The organism is Sphingopyxis sp. OAS728, from assembly GCF_014873485.1.
Classification (GTDB): domain Bacteria; phylum Pseudomonadota; class Alphaproteobacteria; order Sphingomonadales; family Sphingomonadaceae; genus Sphingopyxis.
In genome coordinates, this window is record NZ_JADBDT010000001.1 from 651,125 (window position 1) to 671,951 (window position 20,827).

19 protein-coding genes and 1 tRNA gene are annotated in these 20,827 nt (G+C 64.5%); 11 read left to right on the forward strand and 9 right to left on the reverse strand.

Annotated features, from left to right (window positions below; genetic code table 11):
• Window positions 1–1,689: an AmpG family muropeptide MFS transporter gene (locus GGC65_RS03145; protein ID WP_192645833.1), complete on the reverse strand. Its 1,689-nt coding sequence runs from the start codon at window positions 1,687–1,689 to the stop codon at window positions 1–3.
• A gap of 125 nt (window positions 1,690–1,814) precedes the next feature.
• A complete protein-coding gene (locus GGC65_RS03150; RefSeq protein WP_192645834.1) occupies window positions 1,815–2,252 on the reverse strand; it encodes a response regulator in 438 nt (145 codons plus the stop codon).
• Between the two features lie 155 nt (window positions 2,253–2,407).
• On the opposite strand from GGC65_RS03150, the gene GGC65_RS03155 reads away from it, so the two are divergent.
• Complete coding sequence (locus GGC65_RS03155; RefSeq protein WP_192645835.1) at window positions 2,408–3,280, forward strand: pseudouridine synthase; 873 nt, start codon at window positions 2,408–2,410, stop codon at window positions 3,278–3,280.
• Window positions 3,280–3,822 (forward strand): 16S rRNA (guanine(966)-N(2))-methyltransferase RsmD, encoded by a 543-nt coding sequence (rsmD, locus tag GGC65_RS03160; protein ID WP_192645836.1) that lies wholly within the window; start codon window positions 3,280–3,282, stop codon window positions 3,820–3,822. The genes GGC65_RS03155 and rsmD overlap by 1 nt, the downstream gene beginning before the upstream one ends.
• Here the strand turns inward: rsmD and GGC65_RS03165 are convergent.
• On the reverse strand, window positions 3,809–5,074 hold the full coding sequence (locus tag GGC65_RS03165; protein ID WP_192649371.1) for an MFS transporter: 1,266 nt from the start codon (window positions 5,072–5,074) through the stop codon (window positions 3,809–3,811). The two genes, rsmD and GGC65_RS03165, sit on opposite strands and share 14 nt — an antisense overlap.
• 81 nt (window positions 5,075–5,155) lie before the next feature.
• Window positions 5,156–5,698, reverse strand: a complete 543-nt coding sequence (locus GGC65_RS03170; protein WP_225940650.1) for a septal ring lytic transglycosylase RlpA family protein — start codon at window positions 5,696–5,698, stop codon at window positions 5,156–5,158.
• A 133-nt stretch (window positions 5,699–5,831) separates the two neighbouring features.
• On the opposite strand from GGC65_RS03170, the gene GGC65_RS03175 reads away from it, so the two are divergent.
• The 5 genes from GGC65_RS03175 to GGC65_RS03195 all read left to right on the forward strand — a co-directional run bounded on the left by GGC65_RS03175 (window position 5,832) and on the right by GGC65_RS03195 (window position 12,299).
• On the forward strand, window positions 5,832–6,713 hold the full coding sequence (locus GGC65_RS03175; RefSeq protein WP_192645838.1) for a Rossmann-like and DUF2520 domain-containing protein: 882 nt from the start codon (window positions 5,832–5,834) through the stop codon (window positions 6,711–6,713).
• 10 nt (window positions 6,714–6,723) lie between these two features.
• Complete coding sequence (locus GGC65_RS03180; protein WP_318780110.1) at window positions 6,724–9,036, forward strand: ATP-dependent helicase; 2,313 nt, start codon at window positions 6,724–6,726, stop codon at window positions 9,034–9,036.
• Window positions 9,037–9,110: 74 nt separating this feature from the next.
• On the forward strand, window positions 9,111–10,016 hold the full coding sequence (locus GGC65_RS03185; protein WP_192645839.1) for a DUF4349 domain-containing protein: 906 nt from the start codon (window positions 9,111–9,113) through the stop codon (window positions 10,014–10,016).
• Between the two features lie 52 nt (window positions 10,017–10,068).
• Entirely contained in the window at window positions 10,069–11,118 is a 1,050-nt protein-coding gene (locus tag GGC65_RS03190) for an aspartyl/asparaginyl beta-hydroxylase domain-containing protein (RefSeq protein ID WP_225940651.1), read from the forward strand.
• A gap of 17 nt (window positions 11,119–11,135) precedes the next feature.
• On the forward strand, window positions 11,136–12,299 hold the full coding sequence (locus GGC65_RS03195; RefSeq protein ID WP_192645841.1) for an acyl-CoA dehydrogenase family protein: 1,164 nt from the start codon (window positions 11,136–11,138) through the stop codon (window positions 12,297–12,299).
• Window positions 12,300–12,316: 17 nt separating this feature from the next.
• Here the strand turns inward: GGC65_RS03195 and GGC65_RS03200 are convergent.
• Window positions 12,317–12,392: transfer RNA gene (locus GGC65_RS03200), tRNA-Ala, on the reverse strand.
• A 95-nt stretch (window positions 12,393–12,487) separates the two neighbouring features.
• On the opposite strand from GGC65_RS03200, the gene GGC65_RS03205 reads away from it, so the two are divergent.
• Window positions 12,488–13,504 (forward strand): NADP-dependent oxidoreductase, encoded by a 1,017-nt coding sequence (locus tag GGC65_RS03205; RefSeq protein WP_192645842.1) that lies wholly within the window; start codon window positions 12,488–12,490, stop codon window positions 13,502–13,504.
• Window positions 13,505–13,528: 24 nt separating this feature from the next.
• Here the strand turns inward: GGC65_RS03205 and GGC65_RS03210 are convergent, their stop codons facing one another.
• Complete coding sequence (locus tag GGC65_RS03210; RefSeq protein ID WP_192645843.1) at window positions 13,529–14,923, reverse strand: DEAD/DEAH box helicase; 1,395 nt, start codon at window positions 14,921–14,923, stop codon at window positions 13,529–13,531.
• Window positions 14,924–15,037: 114 nt separating this feature from the next.
• Complete coding sequence (locus GGC65_RS03215) at window positions 15,038–15,541, reverse strand: hypothetical protein (RefSeq protein WP_192645844.1); 504 nt, start codon at window positions 15,539–15,541, stop codon at window positions 15,038–15,040.
• Window positions 15,542–15,757: 216 nt separating this feature from the next.
• Between GGC65_RS03215 and GGC65_RS03220 the strand changes: the two genes are divergently transcribed.
• Together GGC65_RS03220 and GGC65_RS03225 are read left to right on the forward strand one after the other, a co-directional pair.
• Window positions 15,758–17,182, forward strand: a complete 1,425-nt coding sequence (locus GGC65_RS03220; protein ID WP_192645845.1) for an FAD-binding oxidoreductase — start codon at window positions 15,758–15,760, stop codon at window positions 17,180–17,182.
• Between the two features lie 113 nt (window positions 17,183–17,295).
• Window positions 17,296–18,075 (forward strand): SapC family protein, encoded by a 780-nt coding sequence (locus GGC65_RS03225; RefSeq protein WP_192645846.1) that lies wholly within the window; start codon window positions 17,296–17,298, stop codon window positions 18,073–18,075.
• An 88-nt stretch (window positions 18,076–18,163) separates the two neighbouring features.
• On the opposite strand, the gene GGC65_RS03230 is transcribed toward GGC65_RS03225, so the two are convergent.
• Window positions 18,164–18,400, reverse strand: a complete 237-nt coding sequence (locus GGC65_RS03230; protein ID WP_318780111.1) for a DUF1674 domain-containing protein — start codon at window positions 18,398–18,400, stop codon at window positions 18,164–18,166.
• Window positions 18,401–18,429: 29 nt separating this feature from the next.
• Between GGC65_RS03230 and GGC65_RS03235 the strand changes: the two genes are divergently transcribed.
• A complete protein-coding gene (locus GGC65_RS03235) occupies window positions 18,430–19,725 on the forward strand; it encodes an RsmB/NOP family class I SAM-dependent RNA methyltransferase (protein ID WP_192645847.1) in 1,296 nt (431 codons plus the stop codon).
• Window positions 19,726–19,775: 50 nt separating this feature from the next.
• On the opposite strand, the gene GGC65_RS03240 is transcribed toward GGC65_RS03235, so the two are convergent.
• Window positions 19,776–20,786 carry a glycosyltransferase gene (locus GGC65_RS03240; RefSeq protein WP_192645848.1) on the reverse strand — a complete coding sequence of 337 codons (1,011 nt, stop codon included), beginning with the start codon at window positions 20,784–20,786 and terminating at the stop codon, window positions 19,776–19,778.
• Between the last annotated feature and the right edge of the window lie 41 nt (window positions 20,787–20,827).

Sequence of the window (20,827 nt, forward strand, 5' to 3'; positions counted from 1 at the left end):
CTAGCTTGCTGACTTATTCTGCAAATCCGTCACTTCAACCTCGCCCGCGGTACCGATCGAGCGATCGACCAGCCCCGAGCGCATCATCCACCAGAAGATCAAGATGCCGGGAACCGCCAGCGCGGTCGTCAGCAGGTAGAAATCGACGTAGCCGAACTCTTCGATCAGCTTGCCCGCACTCGTGCCGGTCAGGAAGCGCCCCAATATGCTCGCAGCCGCCGAAAACAGCGCAAAATGGGTTGCGGTAAAGCGCAAATCTGCCAGCGCAGACAAATAGGCGACGACACAGACGCCGCCGATGCCGCTGGCAAAATTCTCGAACCCGATCGCGCCCGCCATGCCCCAATTGCTGTGACCCGCCGCCGCGAGGCCCGCAAAGCTGAAGTTGGAAATCGCCATCAGGATAAGGCTGAACAGTACCGACCGTTTCATCCCAAGCCGGGCATAGATGATGCCACCAACGAACACGCCAGCGAGCAGCGCCCAGAACCCCAGCCCGACGTCATAGAAAGCGATCTCGTCGTTGGTGTAGCCGAGGTCCTCGAACAGCAGGCGGAAGGTCAAATTGGCCAGCGTATCGCCAATCTTGTGGAGCAGCAGGAAGAAGAGGATCAGGACCGCTCCCTCGCGCGAGAAAAACTCCGCGAGCGGACCGACCGCACTCTTGTCGGGCGACTGCCCTTCGCGCGACTTGGTCGGCAACGCGACGAGCGCCGCGATCGCGATCGCGCCCACAGCTAGGACCGCGCCCAATAGCGTCGCGCCGACATAGGCGGTGATCGTGCCCCAATCCGCCGCAAGGACGGCGACCAGCGCAAGTGCAGGCAGCGCGATGATCCAGTTCACCCGCCCGCTCCACCCGATGTCGCGCGCGCGGCGCGCGCTGAGATCGAACAGCGGGAACAGATAGCCGACGAGTACCATCAGCGTGAGGATGTCAACGTCGAGCCATTGGTCGACCTGCCGCGCGACGAGGAAGGCAATCGGGAAGCTGAAGATGAATACCGCGTAATAAGCGCGCGACAGATAGGCTGGCCAGTGACGCTCGATCTTGCGTTCGGGTTCGCCCATCACCAGCCCGGTGACGATCGCCGGCAGGACCAGCGCCGCGCACACCATATAGGCGACGCCCCACCCGGCGCGTTCGGCCACAACCAGTGCCAGCGCGCCCGCGACCGCGGCGCCGATGCGCCAGCCATATTGCGACATGCCCGATCCTGTACCCAATTGCTCGGGCGAGAGCAGTTCGATCCGATAGGCATCGATGACGATATCATAGGTAGCGCCGGCCAGCCCGACCGCGATCGCGGCCAACGCCACCACTGCAAGCGAGGCCTTGGGGTCGAGGTTGCCCAGCACAGATACCGCGACGAACACCAGCGCGCCGACGAGGATGAGCCACGATCGCCGCTGCCCGATGCTGCCGAGGATGGGGATGCGGAGCCGGTCGATCGCCGGGGCCCATGCCCATTTGAGATTATAGGCAAGGAAGGTCAACGCGAAGGCGGTGACCGAAGATTTTTCGATCCCGTCCTGCGCGAGGCGTGTCGTCAGCGTGGCGCCGATCATCGCGAACGGAAAACCTGACGATATGCCGAGGAACAGCGCCGCGAGGGGCGCGGGTTCCAGATAGGGCCGCAAGCTGTCGCGCCACCCTTGCGGTGCCGGCATCGCCGCATCTGTCGACATGATATTCCCCCTTAGCAGCGACCGATCGGCCATGGCCCATGTCGCAAATGGCCTAACGCGTTGGGGATAAATTGGAAGCGGCTAATTGGTCGCCCGCCGCTCGCGACCCATCGGCCCGCCGCATCTCACGCGGCAGCGGGGCGCCAGAAGGTCGTCAGCCCGCTGACTTTGCGCGGCGCCTGATTCTTGCAAGCCATCATCTCGACAGCTTTCAACGCCGAAACCAGCGCCGACGCGCTGTGCGGCTTGCCGAGGCAAGCGATGGCGATCTCTTCCGCATCGGCGGGGCATTGTCCCGTCACCAGCAGCACGGCAATACCGCGATCGCGTGCCAGCCGGGCAACTTCCCTGCCCGTCATGTGCCCCGCCAAGCCCAGGTCGAGGACAACCGCGTCGATCGGCTCGGCCGCCATGATCCCAACTGCCGCCTCACCCGAATCGACCGTCGCGACAATGTCGTACCCGCTGACTTTCAGCGTGTGCTCATTGTCGAATGCGGTCAGCGGATCATCCTCGATGATCAGCAATCGCTTGATGCAGGTCGGGCGGTGGCCAAAGAGCATGATGACTCCCTCTAAAATCGCCATGACTCGCTCCGCGCCGTCCTGCAAGATTGCTTCTGCTTGCCATCGACGAAGCGGGTCTTTTCCGGCTATGAGCGTGATCACAACGCAACACTATTTTCCCGAATAACGACAAGAAAGTCGCATCTGTTCCCATGAACACACGCCGTCCACCCCGCTCCGCGCCCCGCTCGGCGTCCAAATCCTCTGGCGATCGCGATACCCCCGCCGGTGGTCAGCGCGGCCGCCGCGCCGCACGCGGTGCCGCTTCCGCGCTCAAGACCAAACCCGCGGAGACCGAGCGCGAGGACGGACCGCAGCGCATCGCCAAGCTGCTCGCGCGCGCCGGCGTCGGATCGCGCCGCGATGTCGAGCGCATGGTCGAGGAAGGCCGCATCGCGCTGAATGGCCAGGTCATCGTCCAGCCGGCGCCGCTGCTCACCTCGCTCGAAGGCCTGACCGTCGACGGCAACCCCGTCGCCAAGCCCGTCTCGACGCGCCTCTACCGCTTCCACAAGCCCGCAGGCTGCATCACCGCGGCGCGCGACCCGAAGGGTCGCAAGACGATCTATGACCTGCTGCCCAAGGACCTGCCGCGCCTAATGCCGGTCGGCCGCCTCGACTATAATACCGAGGGACTGCTGCTGCTGACCAACGACGGCGAATTCAAGCGCCAGCTCGAACTGCCCGCGAGCGGGGTCGAGCGCACCTATCGCGCGCGCGCCTTCGGCGACATTAGCCAGGCGCAGCTCGAGGAACTGGCGATGGGGATCGAGATTGACGGTGTCCGCTACGGCAAGATCGACGCCAATCTCGAACGCCGCACCGGCCGCAACCAATGGGTCGAAATGACGCTGACCGAGGGCAAGAACCGCGAAGTCCGCAAAGTGCTCGAACATTTCGGCCTGCAGGTCAGCCGCCTGATCCGCACTCGTTACGGGGCGTTCGAACTCGGCGGCATGCCGCTGGGCGCCGTCGACGTCGTCCCGCGCGACGAATTGTTCAAATTCCGCCGGCAGATGGGCTGATGCGGGTCATTTCGGGGGAATGGCGCGGCCGCAAGCTGCTCGCGCCAAGGAATGACGCGACGCGTCCGACCGCGGACCGCACGCGCGAAACGCTCTTCTCGATGCTCAACAGCCGCGTCGGCAGCTTCGAAGGGCTGGTCGTCGCCGACCTCTTCGCGGGATCGGGCGCGCTCGGGATCGAGGCCCTGTCGCGCGGCGCCGAACAATGCCTGTTCGCCGAACAGGATCGCGACGCACTCGATGTGCTGCGCAAGAACCTGGGCACGCTGGACGCCACCGCGCGCGCCGATATCCGCGCCGGGTCGGTGCTCGCGCTCGGCCCGGCCCGCCGCACCTACGACCTTATCCTGATCGACGCGCCCTACGACACCGGCGCGGGCAGCGTCGCGCTCGACAAGCTCAATCGCCTCGGCTGGATCGGCCCCGACAGCCTGATCTCGATTGAAACTGCGGAGAAGGAAGAGGTCGAGGTAGCGGGCTTCGAAATCGACGCGACGCGCAAGGTCGGCAAGGCGAAACTTACGTTGCTCAGACTGGCGTAGCCGATCGCCGTACCATCAGCAGCCCGAGCCAGCTTACGACGCCGGCCAGCGCGAGATAGAAGCCCACCGTCCCCGTCCCGCCCCATTCGGCCAGCGCCTGCGCGATGATCGGCGCCATCGCACCGCCCAATATCCCGCCCGCGTTGAACGCGACCGAGGCGCCCGTGTAACGGACATGCACCGGGAACAGGCCAGTCAACCAGCTGCCGAGCGGTCCATAGACGAGCCCCATGATAAACAGCGCGGAGGCGAGACCGAGGAAGATGATCGGCCAGCTTCCCGACGCCAGCGCGGGACCGAACACGAACCCGATCAGCACCGTCGCGCCGCACCCCCACGTCAGTACACGCTGTTCGCTCGACGCATCACTCCAATACCCTGCAAAAATAATCCCGACCGCCATGAACAGGATCGCGCCGAGCTGGGTCAGCAGGAACTGTTCTTTCGGATATCCGAGCGCCTGTGTTCCGTGACCGAGCGCAAAACTCGTCGCGAGGTAGAAGATCGCAAAACAGGCGACGACCGCGAAAGTCCCGGCGAGCGTCGCAACCAGATGACGACGAAGCAGGTCGCCGACCGGCACCGCAACCGGCGCCTTTTTCTCCAGCGCTTCGGCAAAGTCCGGCGTCTCGGTGATCTTGAGCCGCACCCATAGCCCCAGCCCGACGAGGATCGCCGACAGCAGGAACGGAATACGCCAGCCCCATGCAGCGAAATCGGCGTCGCTGAGCCCGAGCCCGAGGAGCAGGAACAATCCGTTCGCCGCAATGAATCCCACCGGCGCACCCAATTGCGGAAACATGCCGAAGCGCGATTTCCATCCCGGCGGCGCATTCTCGACCGCGAGCAACGCCGCCCCGCCCCACTCGCCGCCAAGCCCGAACCCTTGCCCGAAACGCAGGATGCAGAGCAACAGCGGCGCGACCCATCCCACCATCGCATAGGTCGGCAGGAAAGCGATCAGCAAGGTCGAGGCGCCCATCAGCATCAGCGACGCGACAAGCGTCGACTTGCGCCCGATCCGGTCGCCATAATGGCCGAATACGATCGCCCCGACGGGCCGTGCAAAGAAGGCGAGCCCGAAGGTCATGAAGCTGTACATCAGCTGCGCCGAGTCCGAACTCTCGGGAAAGAAGAGCGGCCCGAACACCAGCGCCGCCGCGGTTCCGTAAATATAGAAATCGTAAAATTCGACCGCGGTGCCGACGAGGCTCGCGGTCAGGATGCGCCGATGCGCCCGGTAAGGTGCCAGATCCACGGGCTATGTCTCCCCTTCGGTTCGGCGCCGCTTTGGACGCCTTCCCCCGTTTGGCGCAAGCCGGAAAGCGCGGGATCAACGCGCGCGCGGTGCCAATTGCGCACGCAACCGTTGCAGTTCGCGCTCGGGCACGGGCGCCAGCGACGCCGCCGGCTTGCCGTTGCGCAAGCGCTCGCGATCTTTCTCGGACGGTTCGATGCGGCGCACGCGCACCGCGGCGTGCCCCTGCGCCTTCATCCCAAGCTGTTCTGCGGCACCGCGTGACAGATCGATGACCCGCCCAAGTGCGAACGGCCCGCGATCGTTCACGCGGACGATGATCCGCCGTCCGGTATCGAGCGCCGTCACCTCGACATAGGTCGGCAGCGGCAGCGTCGTGTGTGCGGCGGTGATCCAGCCGGGCCGGAATTGTTCGCCATTGGCGGTGCGATTGCCCGACTCGTTGCCGTACCAGCTTGCATAGCCGACCGCGTCATACGCGGGCGCCGCGGCGGGCACATAGGTCGTGCCGCGGATCGTATAGGCCGGACCGATCCGCACCGGCGTGTCGGCAACCGGGCGGTAGTTGCCGCCCGCGCAGGCCGAGAGCGCCAGAACGGCCAAGGTCGCGCTGGTCATTTGTATCGTCGAATATCTCTGCATCGCCCGACCCTAGAGGGCGGGATTGGCGAGATAAAGTCCGATGGCCGATTTGGGATGGAAGCAGACGTTCCATTGGCGAAATTCGGCCCACCCGCTACATCGCGCATCCATGACCGATTTTCGTTTCTATCGACCCGGCATTGTCGGCACGGGCCGCGTCGCGCAGGCCCTCGCGCGCGCTTTCGTTCCGCACGCGTCCGCCCCGCCGCTCGTCTGGGGACGAACCCCCGACAACGCCAACTCGATTGCAACGGCGACCGGTGCGTTTCGCGCGCGGACGATCGATCGCTTGACGACCGAATGCGACATCATCGCGATCGCGGTCTCTGACGACGCGATGAGTGCGGTCGTCGCCGACATCGCGGCGACGGTCGCTACAGGGCGCGCCCCATTTGTCTTCCATGTCAGCGGACGCAGCGGCGCCGCGATCCTCGAACCGCTGCGCGCGGCGGGTGCGACGACCGCCGCTATTCACCCGGCCATGACCTTCACCGGCGAACCGCAGGCCGAAGCACAGCGGATGATCGGGGCCAGCTTCGCCGTCACAGGCTCGACGCCCGAGGCAACGCGGCGAGCCGGACAGATCGTCACCCTGCTCGGCGGCATCACAATAGAAATCGATGAAGAGCACCGATCACTCTATCACGCCGCACTCTGCCACGCGTCGAACCATCTCGTGACGCTGATCGCCGGCGCCGCGAACAGCTTGCGCGACGCCGGAGTCGACAATCCTTCGGCCTTGCTGACGCCCCTCGTTCGCGCGGCACTCGAAAACAGCCTCGATCGCGGGTTCGCCGGATTGTCGGGCCCGTTGCTGCGCGGCGACGCCGAAACCGTCAAAGGTCATCTCGTCACGCTCAAGGACCACAGCCCGGACCTCCTGCCCGCCTATCGTGCGATGGCGCGCGCAACGCTCGACGAACTGAAACGCGCCGGAACCTTGCCCTCGGACCGCCTCACCGCACTGGACAGCCTGCTCGCTGTTCCCTAATCGTTCGCGCGTGAACGATACCCCTGCCTCCCTGCCCGACCTGCCCTCACCGAGCCCCTCGGATCCGCCGTATCTACAAGGGTTGAATGGCCCGCAGCGGCAGGCCGTGCTCACCACCGAGGGCCCCGTGCTCATGCTCGCGGGCGCGGGCACCGGCAAGACCGCGGCACTGACCGCGCGCCTCGCGCATATCATGGCGACGCGCCGCGCCTGGCCGTCCGAAATCCTTGCGGTCACGTTCACCAACAAGGCGGCGCGAGAGATGCGCGAGCGCATCGGGCGGATGGTCGGCGACGTCGTCGAGGGCATGCCGTGGCTCGGCACCTTCCACAGCATCGCGGCGAAGATGCTGCGCCGTCACGCCGAGCTCGTCGGACTGCAGAGCAATTTCACCATCCTCGACACCGACGACCAGCTCCGCGTCCTCAAGCAGCTGATCCAGGCCGAGGGGCTCGACGAGAAGCGCTGGCCCGCGCGCCAACTCGCCGGACTGATCGACAAGTGGAAGAACCGTGGGCTCGTCCCCGCCGATCTCGACGCCGCCGACAAGGAATCCTACGCCGACGGCAAGGGCCAGCATTTCTACGCGCTCTATCAGGCGCGGCTGAAGACGCTCAACGCGTGCGATTTCGGCGACCTGCTGCTTCACATGCTCGTGATCCTGAAGACGCACCGCGACGTGCTCGAACAATATCAGGACCGCTTCAAATATATCCTCGTCGACGAATATCAGGACACCAACGCCAGCCAGTATCTGTGGCTTCGCCTGCTCGCGCAGGCGCGCAAGAATATCTGCTGCGTCGGCGACGACGACCAGTCGATCTATTCGTGGCGCGGCGCCGAGGTCGCGAACATCCTCCGCTTCGAAAAGGATTTCCCCGGCGCGACCGTGATCCGCCTCGAACAAAATTACCGCTCGACGCCCCAGATCCTCGCCGCCGCCTCGGCGCTGATCGCGCAAAACTCGGGCCGCCTCGGCAAGACTTTGTGGACCGACCTCGAACCCGGCGACAAGCTGCGCGTCGTCGGCGTGTGGGACGGGCCCGAGGAAGCACGGCGGATCGGCGAAGAGCTCGAAAGCCTCCAGCGCCAGCGCGTGTCGCTCGACCGTGCCGCGATCCTCGTCCGCGCGCAGTTCCAGACGCGCGAGTTCGAAGACCGCTTCATCGCGATCGGCATGCCCTACCGCATCGTCGGCGGCTTCCGCTTCTACGAACGCGCCGAGATCCGCGACGCGCTCGCCTATCTGCGCCTCGTCCAGTCGGCGGCCGACGATCTCGCGTTCGAACGGATCATCAACACCCCCAAGCGCGGACTCGGCGACAAGGCGCTCGCGCGCATCCATCAATTTGCTCGCCACGAGCGCGCCCCGCTTCTCCATGCCGCATCGCGCATCACCGAGACCGACGAGCTGACGCCGCAGGCGCGCCGCCAGCTCGCGAATTTTGTGGCCCAGATGCGGGGGTGGCAGACCAAGGCCAACGAGCTCTCGCATCCCGAACTCACCCAGCTCATTCTCGACGAATCGGGCTACACCGCGATGCTCCAGGCCGACCGCAGCGTCGAAGCCGCGGGCCGCCTCGAGAATCTCTCCGAACTCGTCCGCGCGATGGAGGAATATGACTCGCTCGAAGCGTTCCTCGAGCATGTCAGCCTCGTCATGGACCGCGACAATACCGATACCAGCGAGACGGTGACGATCATGACGATCCACGCCGCCAAGGGGCTCGAATTCGACCATGTCTTCCTCGCCGGCTGGGAGGATGGCGTCTTCCCGTCGCAGCGCTCGATGGACGAAGGCGGAACGCAGAGCCTCGAGGAGGAACGCCGCCTCGCCTATGTCGCGATCACGCGGGCACGCCAGCGCGCGAGCATCTATCATGCCGCGAACCGGCGCATCTATGGCCAGTGGGTCAGCAGCATCCCCAGCCGCTTCATCGCCGAAATCCCGCCCGAGCATGTCGACAGCGAAAACAGCTTCGGCGGCGGGCAAAGCCTGTGGCGCGCCAACTGGTCGGCGCAGGGCGATCCCTTCGCGCATGTCGCCGAGCGCCAGCCGGCGCGCACGATGACGCGCGGTCCGGCTTGGCAACGTGCGACGGCGCAGTCGTCGACGATCACCCGCGCCCCGGCCCCGTCGGAACGCGGACCGGCGGCCTCGGTCGGCGCCAAGGCACGCTCCGATCTCGCAATCGGGATGCGCGTGTTTCACGAGAAATTCGGTTACGGCGAAATCAACGACATCGACGGCAACAAGCTCGAAGTCGAATTCGAACAGGCCGGCAGCAAGAGGGTGCTCGACAGCTTCATCAAGCTTGCCTGATTTTTATTGTCTACCACTTTAGTTATGATATGTCGTCCCACGCGGCCAACGAGTCGCGCTTTGGGAGAATCTGCATGCGAAATAAGCTCTTAGCGGGCGCGATGGCGCTCGCCCTGATCGGCTGCTCGGAAAAATCGGCCGAAGATATTGCAACGACCGATACCGCTACCCCCGAAGCCGTTAGTGAAGAAGGCTCTGCCGATGCAGCCGCAGCCCCTCGGATCGGCATCGAAGTCGCTCCCGGCGTCGCTTTCGATTACGCCTACACCTTTCGCCTCGCCGACGACCGCATCTCCAAGGTTCAGGAGCAGCACGCCGCCGCATGTGAAACGCTTGGCATCCAGCGTTGCCGCATCGTCGATGTTCGCTACCAGCTAACCGACGAAAAGCTCGTCGAAGCGCAGACCCAGTTCAAACTCGATCCAGGCATCGCCCGCAAATTCGGCGCCGGCGCCATCGCCAGCGTCGAAAAGGCTGAAGGCGTGCTCGCCGATGCGAGCGTCGCGGGCGAAGATGTCGGCACCGAAATCCTCGCGTCGCAACAGCGGAGCGCCGGTTCCGAAGCGGAAATTGCGCGCCTTGAGGAACGACTGAAAGCGGGCGGTCTCGACAAGCGCGAGCGCGCGGAACTACTAGCGCAGATTAGCCAACTGCGCGGCGAACTCGGCACCGAGCGCCAGAACCGCCGCAGCGACGAAGCCCGCATCGCTTGGACCAGTGTCGCCTTCAACTATGCCAGCGACGGCGGCCTCCCGGGCATCGGCCATGAGAATCCCTTTGCAAGCGCCGGCGAGACGCTGATGCGCAGCGGCAGCACCGCATTGAGCTTCGTGCTGACGCTCGGCGCCGCCCTGCTGCCATGGGCCCTCCTCCTTGGCCTCGTCATCGCCTTCTGGCGCAGTCGCTTCATGGTCGCGGTCCGCCGGCAGATGCGGGTTGAGGCCCGTGCCAGCGATACCGGGACGCCGCCGGCGGCCTGATCAAGGCGGGGCGTCGCTTGCAAAGGTCCAACGCTGCGTTATGGCAGGAGCCATGACGCAGCAGACGGCATGGCTGGACCAGGCACGCGACGCCCATCGCCGCGGCGATATCGCGGCGGAAACCGCTGCGCTCGACGACGCAATTCGCGCCGACCGCGGTAACATCGCGGCGCTGCTCGCCATGGCCGAACTCAAGCGCCGCCTCGCCGACGATCGCGCGGCGGGGAGCTTCTACCGGCTGGCCCTCGGAACTGCTGCACAGGCGCGAAGCATACCGCCTGCGCTTCATCCCGGCCTCCAGCGCGCCGAGCAATTCCTCACCGAAACCGACCGCGCCTTTGCCGACCATCTCCTCGGCCAATTGCGCGGTGCGGGGATCGACGCGGGCACCGCAACGCCGCGCGTCGCCGAGGCTCTCCGGATGCTCGCCGGCGAACAGCCGCTGTATCTGCAGCAACCGAGCATGTTCTATTTTCCCGGGCTCGCGCAGCGGCCCTTCTTCGAGCGCACCGACTTCGAGTGGGTGCCCGCGATGGAAGCCGCGACGGATAAGGTCCGCGCCGAACTCTTGGCCATGATCGACAATTCATCCGATCGCTTCGGCCCATATGTGACGGCAAGCCCCGACAGGCCGCCACCCAACAATCCCCTGCTCGACAAGCCCGACTGGGGTGCCGCGTGGCTTTGGAAAAACGGTATGATCGCCGACGGCATGGACGAAATCTGCCCGGCCACGCTCGCGGCGCTCGAACTCGCGCCGCAGCCGCTGATCCCGGGCCGTGCCCCCATAGCGCTCTTCTCGCGCCTGACCCCCGGCACCCATATCCAGCCGCATCACGGCATGCTCAACACCCGCCTGATCTGTCACCTGCCGCTCATCGTCCCCGGCGACTGCGGTATCCGCGTCGGCGCCGAAACGCGGAGCTGGCGCGAGGGGGAGATGCTGATCTTCGACGACAGCTTCGAACACGAAGCGTGGAACCGCGGTACCAGCGACCGCACGATCCTGCTGTTCGAAATCTGGCGTCCCGATATCGACGCCGACGAGCGCGCGCAGCTCACGCGGATCTTCTCGGCAATCGACACTTACGCAGAACAATAACCAAGGGACAGGAAGTAATGACCAACCCGGGAATGGACGCCGATATCTATGACGCCTTCATCGAGCAATTGCAGCGCTACGTCCGCGAGCGGCTGATCCCGGCGGAAGACCAGCTCGAGGAACTCGGCCGCGTTCCCGACGACATCCTCGCCGAAATGCGCGAGATGGGACTGTTCGGGGTCACCATGCCCGAGGAATTTGGCGGCGCAGGGATGAACGTCAGCCAGTATGTCGGCTTCATCCGGGAGATCGCCTACGCCTCGCCCGCTTATCGCTCGATCGTGTCGATCAACATCGGCATGGTGTGCAAATCACTCGTCGGTTTCGGCACGCAGCAGCAGAAGGAGCATTGGCTACCCAAGCTCGCGACCGGTTCGATCGCCGCCTTCGGCCTCACCGAACCCGACAGCGGATCGGACAGCGCGGCGATGAAGACGCGCGCGGTGCGCGACGGCAACGGCTATGTCCTGAACGGCACCAAGCGCTATATCACCAACGCGCCCTTCGCTGACGTCATCCTCGTCATGGCGCGCACCAATGCCGAGGCACTGCCCAAGAACGCGCACGTCAGCGCCTTCATGGTCCCGCGCGATGCGCGGGGCGTGTCGATCGGCAAGCCGGATGGGAAGATGGGCCAGGCGGGATCGCAGATCGCCGACGTGATCCTCGAGGATGTGCATGTCGATGGCGACGCGCTGCTTGGCGGAGAGGAAGGCATCGGCTTCCGCGCCGCAATGCAGAGCCTCGACAACGGGCGCCTGTCGGTTGCTGCGGCGAGTGTCGGCTATGCCAAGCGCATGCTCGACGCGGGCCTAAAATATGCGATGGAGCGCAAGGCATTCGGTGAACCGATCGCGAATTTCCAGCTGATCCAGGCGATGCTCGCCGACAGCAAGGCCGAGATCTATGCCGCCGAATGCATGCTCGCCGACGCCTGCGCACGCGCCGATCGCGGCGAGAAGATACTGGTCGAGGCAGCCGCCACCAAGATGTTCGCCAGCGAAATGTGCGGTCGCGTCGCCGATCGCGTGGTGCAGATCCACGGCGGCGCCGGCTATCTCAAGGAATATCTGGCCGAACGCTTCTATCGCGACTGCCGCATTTACCGCATTTATGAAGGGACGACACAGATCCAGCAGCTAGTGATCGCAAAGAATATGATACGGGATTTTGCGGGCTGATCGGTCTGACAGGTCGCTGGTGGAGCCGAGGGGAATCGAACCCCTGACCTCTGCAGTGCGATTGCAGCGCTCTCCCATCTGAGCTACGGCCCCGCGACGGCGGGGTCTTAACGACACTGATTGGCGGTGGCAACGGCTTTTCTGATGACCACCACCGTCGCCGGCGAATAGAGGAATGGGGGATTCCGATGGCCAAGGCATGGCATTTAACCAGTCGTCCGCAAGGGCTGCCGACGACCGAAAATTTTGCATTGCGTGATTTGCCCGACGGGCCGCTCGACAAGGATCAGCTCCGTGTCCGCAATCTTTGGCTGTCGGTCGATCCTTATATGCGCGGCCGGATGAACGAAGCCAAAAGCTATGCCGCGAGCTTTCAGATCGACCAGCCGATGACCGGCGGGGCGATCGGCGAAGTCCTCGAAAGTTCGATGGAAGGCTTCGCTCCCGGCGACCTCATCCTCCATATGGGCGGTTGGCGTGATGGCGGCGTCATCGGGCTCGACATGATGCCGAACAAGCTTCCCGCAGAAATGCTGGCAGCGGGCCTCACCCCACAGACCTTTCTCCACAATATGGGCCTCACCGGCGGAACGGCATGGATCGGCTTGCTCCGCGTCGCGGCGGCGAAGCCCGGCGATACAATATTCGTCTCGGCCGCCGCGGGCGCGGTCGGCTCGGCGGTCGTGCAGATCGCCAAGGCGCGCGAAATGACCGTCATCGGCTCGGCCGGCGGCGAAGAGAAATGCGCGTGGGCCCTCGATCTCGGTGCCGACGCGGTGATCGATTACAAGGCCGGGCCAGTACTCCCCCAGCTCGCCGCGGCGCTCGAACACCTCGGCAAGCCGGGCATCGACGTCTATTTCGATAATGTGGGCGGCGAGCATCTCGATGCCGCTTTTGCGACCGCCAATGATTTCGCGCGCTTCGCGATCTGCGGGATGATCGACGTCTATAACGATGCAAAGCCGCAGGAGATGAAATATATCATCCGGACCATCCCGGCGCGAATTCGCATGGAAGGCTTTATCTACACAGACCAGTTCATCGACTGCATGGAGGAATTCTATGCCGACATGGGCGGCCTGATCGCCAGCGGCGCGGTCACGATGCGCGAGACCGTCCATGACGGGCTGGCGTCGGCCCCGGACGCCTTCCTCGGCCTGTTTTCGGGCGGAAATATGGGAAAGATGCTGGTCAAGGTCTGACCGGCACGCCTCCCCATCCTGCGGTCAGGTGTCGAAACCGACCGACAGGAACCCCGGCATCGGGCCGTTCCAGCCATCGTCGGGACCATCCAGATCGTCATGCCGGGGCGCGGGCTTGCGATCGTTACGCGGTTTCCGGTCTTCGCGGGGCTTCGCCGTTGCTTCGGCGGCGGCCGGTGCCGGACGCGCCGGCGCCTTCTCGGGCTTAGCAGCAGCCTTGCCGCGTCCACCGCGCGCCGAACGTCCGCGCCGCGGCTCGCCTTCTGCCTCGTCGCGATCGGGCTCGGCGACATCGGCTGTCGGCGCGCCGCCGCCATGAACCGGAATCTTGTAGCCGGTCAGCTTCTGGATATTGTCGATCGCCTCGTCATCCGACGGCGTGACCAGCGTGAACGCGCGCCCCTTCGCACCCGCACGGCCGGTGCGGCCGATGCGGTGGACATAATCGTCGGGATGCCACGGGGCATCGAAATTGAAGACATGGCTGACGCCCTTGACGTCCAGCCCGCGCGCCGCGACGTCCGACGCGACCAATATATTGATCGTGCCCGCCTTGAACCGGTCGAGTTCCGCGATGCGGCTCGACTGGTCCATGTCACCATGGATCTCGCCCGCCTTGTAGCGATAACGCTGGAGCGATTTCGCGAGCTCGCGCACGGTCGTCTTGCGGTTGCAGAAGATGATCGCGGTCGCGATATCCTCGGCTTCGAGGAGGTCGCGGAGCGCGTCGCGCTTGCCGCGTTCCGACGTCTTGACGAGGAACTGTTCGATATTCTCGTTCCGGCTCGCCGGGCGTGCGACTTCGATCGTCTTGGGGTTCGACAGGAACTTGTCGGCCAGTTTCTTGATCGGCGGCGGCATCGTCGCTGAAAAGAGCAACGTCTGCCGAGTCGCGGGCAGCTTGGTGCAGATATTCTCGATGTCGGGGATGAAGCCCATGTCGAGCATCCGGTCGGCCTCGTCGATCACGAGCAGGTTGCAGCCGGTCAGCAAGATCTTGCCGCGCTCGAACAGGTCCATCAAGCGGCCCGGCGTCGCGATCAGCACGTCGACACCCTTCTCGAGCGCCTTGACCTGATCGCCCATCTGCACGCCGCCGATCAGCAGCGCCATCGAGAGTTTGTGATACTTGCCGTATTTTTCAAAGTTTTCAGCGACCTGCGCCGCAAGTTCGCGCGTCGGCGCAAGGATCAGCGAGCGCGGCATCAGCGCTCGGGCGCGGCCGTGGGCGAGGATGTCGATCATCGGCAGCACGAACGACGCGGTCTTGCCGGTGCCCGTCTGGGCGATGCCGATGATGTCGCGCATCATCAATACGGACGGGATGACGCCCGCCTGGATCGGGGTCGCTTCGTTGTAGCCCGACTCATCAATGGCGCGCAAAAGTTCGTCGGAAAGGCCGATGTCGGCAAATTTCATAGGATCATCATGTCCGGAAAAGAGGGTACGCCCAGCCGCCCACGCAGGCGAACGTTGCCGCGGCCCTTGGGCAAATAGCGATAAAAAGTCAAGGAAAGGCTGTTAAAAGCGCGATCAATCGTCTTCGTCTTCGCGAACCGGAACCATCAGCCGGAACTTGGCGATCTCGCACTTTGCGCCGGTGCGGGCGTGAATCTGGTCGCGATCCTCGCAAAGCTTCCCGTCCTTGCTGCCTTGCATGTAGAAACCGGCATAGAAATCGAGCGCGCGGCACCCACGATTGAGCTGGGCGCGGAGGCGCTGTTTTTGCCGCGTAATAATATCGATGCTGTCGCGCTGGACCGCCTGCATCCCCAATATATTACGCATTGCAACGCATTTGGGGGCCTTTTTCTCCTTCCAGACGACCGGCAGTTCGGTTGCGCGCTTGGAAGTCGAGGGCCCGGCGGCAAAATTGTTGAGCTGCGACCGCTGCGCGGGCACGCGGATGATCAACTGTTGCTCGATCACTACCTGCCAAAAGGAAGAGGCCTGCTCGGGCGTCGGCGCTGAAATCGCGACCAAGGATTCCGGCGCGGCGACGGGCGCCGCCGCATCCGCCGCCGGCGCAGCGGCCACGAACCATAGGAATGCCGCCGTCAGCACAGCCCCGTCGTCGCTCCTTTGGCGTCCTGACCGAAGATTCCGCTCAACTATGGCTCCCGCGTCCATGCCCGCTGGACGAAATGACACTATTCGTCCATCGCCCCCTTTAACAAGGATGATTGAACATCAAATGAACTGCTGTCACCCCCTGCTTGCTTGCCGGGCAGGAAATTTCCGGAGTGGAATGGCATGACGCGCCCGCCATCGACATCGCTGCTCGACGCACTGGCGAATTTGCTTGGCCCGAAAGGCTTTAGCGTCGACGCCGATGCGATGGCGCCATGGCTGACCGACTGGCGCGGCAAATATCACGGCCAAGCGGCCGCGATGCTGTCGCCCGCCACCACCGACGAAGTCGCCGCGATCGTGCGCCTGTGCGCGGACGCGCAGGTTGCGCTCGTCCCTCAAGGCGGAAACAGCGGAATGGTGGGCGGTGCCACTCCCGATACCAGCGGTGACCAGTTGCTGCTCAGCCTCCGGCGAATGAACCGGATCCGCCAGATCGACGAAGCGGGGCAGCTCGCCGTTGCCGAGGCCGGCGTGATCCTGGAGAATTTCCATAACGCCGTGATCGCGCATGGGCTCCGCTTTCCGCTCACCCTCGGCGGCAAGGGATCAGCGACAATCGGCGGGCTGGTGTCGACGAACGCCGGCGGTACGCAGGTGCTGCGCCACGGATCGATGCGCGCGCTGACCCTCGGCATCGAAGCTGTCCTGCCCGACGGCAGCATTTTTGACGGACTGGCCCCGCTCAAGAAGGATAATCGTGGTTACGACTTGCGGCACCTGTTTTGCGGCGCCGAAGGGACGCTCGGCATCGTTACGGCCGCGTCGCTGCATCTCGTCCCTGTCGCCGCGGCGCGACGGACGGCGTGGATCGGGATCGATTCGCCCGAAGATGCGCTGTTGCTGCTGCGCCAGATCGACGCTGCAATCGGGCGCGAACTTGAGGGCTTCGAACTGATCCCGCATAGCTGCCTCGACGCTGTGCTGCGCCATATACCACAGACACGCGCCCCGCTGGCAGCGGCTCAGCCATGGTACGTGCTGTTGGAGCTGGCGGGAGAGAGCGACCAGATTATGGGCGAGGCTTTGGAACGGCAATTGGCAACGGCGCTCGACGCCGGACTAATCTGCGATGTCGTGATCGCCAAGAGCGATAGCGAAAGCGAGGATTTCTGGCGATTGCGCGATTCGATCTCGGAGGCCGAGCGCGCCGAAGGGCCGGCGCTACAACATGACGTCAGCGTCCCGGTCGATCTGATGCCGACCTTCATCGCCGACAATCCGCGCCGGTTGGACGGTGCATTTCCGGGCGCGCGCGCGCTGTCTTTCGGGCATCTCGGCGACGGCAATGTCCACCACCATGTCCAGCCACCGATCGGCGTCGACGGTGCGGCGTGGATTGCCGAACATGGCGCGGCCGTCAGCCGGCTGGTCTATTCCCACGTCCTCGAACTCGGCGGATCGATTTCGGCCGAACATGGCATCGGCCAGATGAAGCGCGACATCATGGCCGAAATCGACAGCCCGGCGCGCTTGACCGCGCTGCGCGGCGTGAAGGCAGGGCTCGATCCAGCGGGCATATTCAATCCCGGCAAGCTGATCGCCTGACACCCAATATCCGGTCGATCGAGCAGCATAGCCCCCTTGCGCCGCGCGGCGCGGGTCAATAAGGCGCTGTATCTTTTTCGTCCCGAGTGCGGGACCCTTACCGGAGTTCAATCATGGCCACTGCGCCCGCGCCTGCCAATCTGCCGCTGTTCTACAAGGACCTTGCCCCGCTTTCGAGCGTCGAGCATGCCGATTTCCACGCGCGTCCGCTCGACAGCGCCGAATTCCTGGTCGGCCAGCACGCCATCCCGCTGACCTCGGACGAATTCGTGTCGGCCTGCCGCTTCTTCCCGATCGTCTTTTCGGCCGGCGAAAACCCGGTTCCGCTCGCGCTGATGGGCCTGAACGAGGGCATCAACACCTTCGTCGACGACGAAGGCAAGCTGATCAACCCGGTCTATGTCCCGGCTTACATCCGCCGCTACCCCTTCCTTCTGGCGCGCCTCCAACCCGATTCGGAAGACCTGTCGCTCTGCTTCGACCCGACCTCGGGCGCGATCGGCAAGTTCGACGAGGGCGATGCGCTGTTCGTCGACGGCCAGCCGTCGGAACAGGTCCAGGCGGTGCTCGAATTCTGCAAGAATTTCGAAGAAGCCGGCCAGCGTACCGGCATGTTCATGGACGAGCTGAAGAAGGCCGACCTGTTGATGGACGGCGAAGTCAGCATCCAGCAGGAAGGCAACGACAAGCCCTTCATCTATCGCGGCTTCCAGATGGTCGACGAAAATAAGCTGCGCGAACTGCGCGGCGATGTGCTGCGCAAGCTGATGCAGAACGGCATCCTCGGCCTGATCTTCGCGCATCTCTTCTCGCTGCAGATCATGCGCGAAGTGTTCGCTGAGCAGGTCAAGAGCGGCAAAATGCCCCTTACCCCCGAGCTGCCGACCGTCTGAGACAAATGAATATGGCCGTCCCTGCATCTGTAGGGACGGCCGCTTAGGCACTACTGAAATATCGGCTCGCGGCGGGGCCTCTAGACCCTCAAAAATCGACCGCGACGCCCTTCAGCTCCCAATCACCGTAGCGCACCGGGTTGCGCCCGCCGGGCTGATCCTCGGCTTTGTCCTCATGGATCGGCGCCGGAGCCGGCACAGCGCTGTTCGTCCAGCCCGCCGGAGCCTTCACATGCGCGGGGCGCTTTACAGCACGCGGTGTTCCGCCGATGGTCGCGTTCTGGCTGCTCTCGATCGTCATGCCCATATCTACAGGATTTTTCATGCGTCACGCCAACCACGCCGTTGCCCGTCATGGCTGATCGCCGTCCGCGCCGCCGATCGGCAGGCGAAGCCGATCCGCCCGGCACGGCCACGCGCCGCGCGGCGCTGCGGCTGCTCGACGCTGTCTTGCGGCGTGGCGATCCTTTGGATGTCGCAATGCATGCCGCCACCCAAGGCTTAACCGGCGCCGACCGTGCGTTTGCAGTGGCAATCGTATCCGAAACGCTGCGCTGGATGGTCGACCTCGATGCGCTGATCGACGGTGCAACGGCGCAAATTCTTCCCGACGATGTGAAATCGCGAGCGGTGATGCGGATCGCGCTGGCGCAGTTGCTGGTGCTCAAAAGCCCTGGCCATGCGGTTGTTTCGACCGCCTTGCCGCTCGTCGATGGTGGGCCGCGACGGCTGGTCCACGCCATCCTGTCGCGCGCGCAGCAGGACGAGTGGCAATTGCCCGATAAGGCCACGCTACCCCTCCCCACCGCCGAACGCTGGGCAGAGCAATGGAATTTGGCGACGGTCGAAGCCGCCGAGGCGGCCTGGAGCGCCCCGCCGCCGATCGATCTCAGCTTCGCCGCCGAACCGGGCGCCGGGGAATGGCCCGACGCTGTTTCGCTCGCGCCGCGTCATCGCCGCTTGCCGCGCGGCCAAGCGGTCGAAGCGATGCCGGGGTTTAGCGAAGGCGGCTGGTGGGTTCAGGATCTGGCGGCGAGCCTGCCTGCGCGCCTGCTCGACGCTGGCGAAGGCCGCACCGTGCTCGACCTATGCGCCGCCCCCGGTGGCAAGACGATGCAGCTCGCCGCGGCGGGATGGAATGTCGTCGCGGTCGATTCCAGCGCAAAACGTCTGGAGCGGCTGCGTGCCAATATCGAACGCACCGGCCTTTCGGCCGATATCGTCCAGGGCGACATCCGCTCGTGGGCACCCGACGGTCAGGCCGACGCGGTCCTGCTGGACGCCCCCTGTTCCGCCACCGGCATCTTCCGCCGCCACCCCGACGTGCTCCACCGCATCGAGCCACGCCAGATTGCCGAAATGGCCGAACTGCAGACCGAGCTGCTGGCGCGCGCGGCGCGCTGGATCAAGCCGGGCGGGACGCTGGTCTACGCGACCTGCTCACTTGAGCAGGCCGAGGGCGAGGATCAGATATCGGCCTTCCTCGAGCGACACGACGGCTGGATCATAGATCCCGCGCGGGCGGAAGAATTGCCGGCTGCTATCGCTCCGGACGAAAATGGGTTTGTTCGCACCCTGCCCGATATGCTCGCTGCCGATGGCGGTCTCGATGGCTTTTTCGTCACGCGATTGCGTGCGCCCGCGGGCTGAGCGACCAACAGGAATACATATGATGATCGTAGCTAGCCCTGTCTCCGGGGCTAGCCCTCAAAGTATCGCTTCGCGAGCCTGCCCATCACCAGAGCCTTTGTGAGACGCAACGCGCGCCCGGGCTTTCCTTCAGCGAGGCATCGCGCCACGGCCCGTTTATCGCTGCCCTTGATGCCGCGTGCGATCGCCGCGCAATAGCCGGCGAACTCCACGTCGCTCATGCTGCCGACCGCATAGCGGTGCGCACGCAATATTTCGGACTCCACGATCGCGGCGACGCCAAGCCGTCCCAGCACTTGGTCGAGCTCGGAAAGCGACGGCAGCATGTCGGCGCCTGCAAAGGGGTCGGGCCGCCCCGCCCGCCGCTCGCGATGCGCGAGCCGCGCATAGGCCGCTTGGCGGGTCTGCACGCCGTGATTGAGCACGCTCATCTGCCCCGGCGATCGACGATAGAGCAGCAGGACATCGGGCAGATTGTCGATTTGGGCGATTTCGGACAAGCGCAGGAAGAGATCATAGTCCTCGCAATAGCGAAAAGCCGCGCGATATAGCCCGGCATCGCGCAGCGCCTGGGTACGGAACATCGCGGTCGGGTTGGCGATCGGCTGCCGTTGTTCGAGCTCGGCATGCACAAGCGCAGTTCCAACCGGCATCGCATCGCCACTCGATATCTTTCGCCCGGCTTCGTCGATCTCCTCGAACTGCGTGCCGAGCGCACCCAGCCCCGGATCGGCATCCATGCGTTCGAGCTGACGGGCGAAACGGTCCGGCATGGAAATGTCGTCGGCGTCCATTCGCGCGACGAAGGGTGTATCTACCAGCGCAAGCATCCGGTTGAGGCTGGCGACAATGCCGCGATTGTCCTGCCGGATCAGATATATTCGCGAATCTCGCGCGGCTTTTTCGGCAATGAGGTCGCCCGACCCGTCGCTGGATCCGTCATCGACGACGTAAAAAACGAAGTCGCCGAATGTTTGCGACAATATCGAGTCTATCGCGGCGCCAACGACCGACCGGGAATTGTAGACCGGCATGATGACACTTAGCCGCGATGCGGACATGGCTTCGCTTTCGGACGCGCCCGGTGCCCGGGCGAAACTTA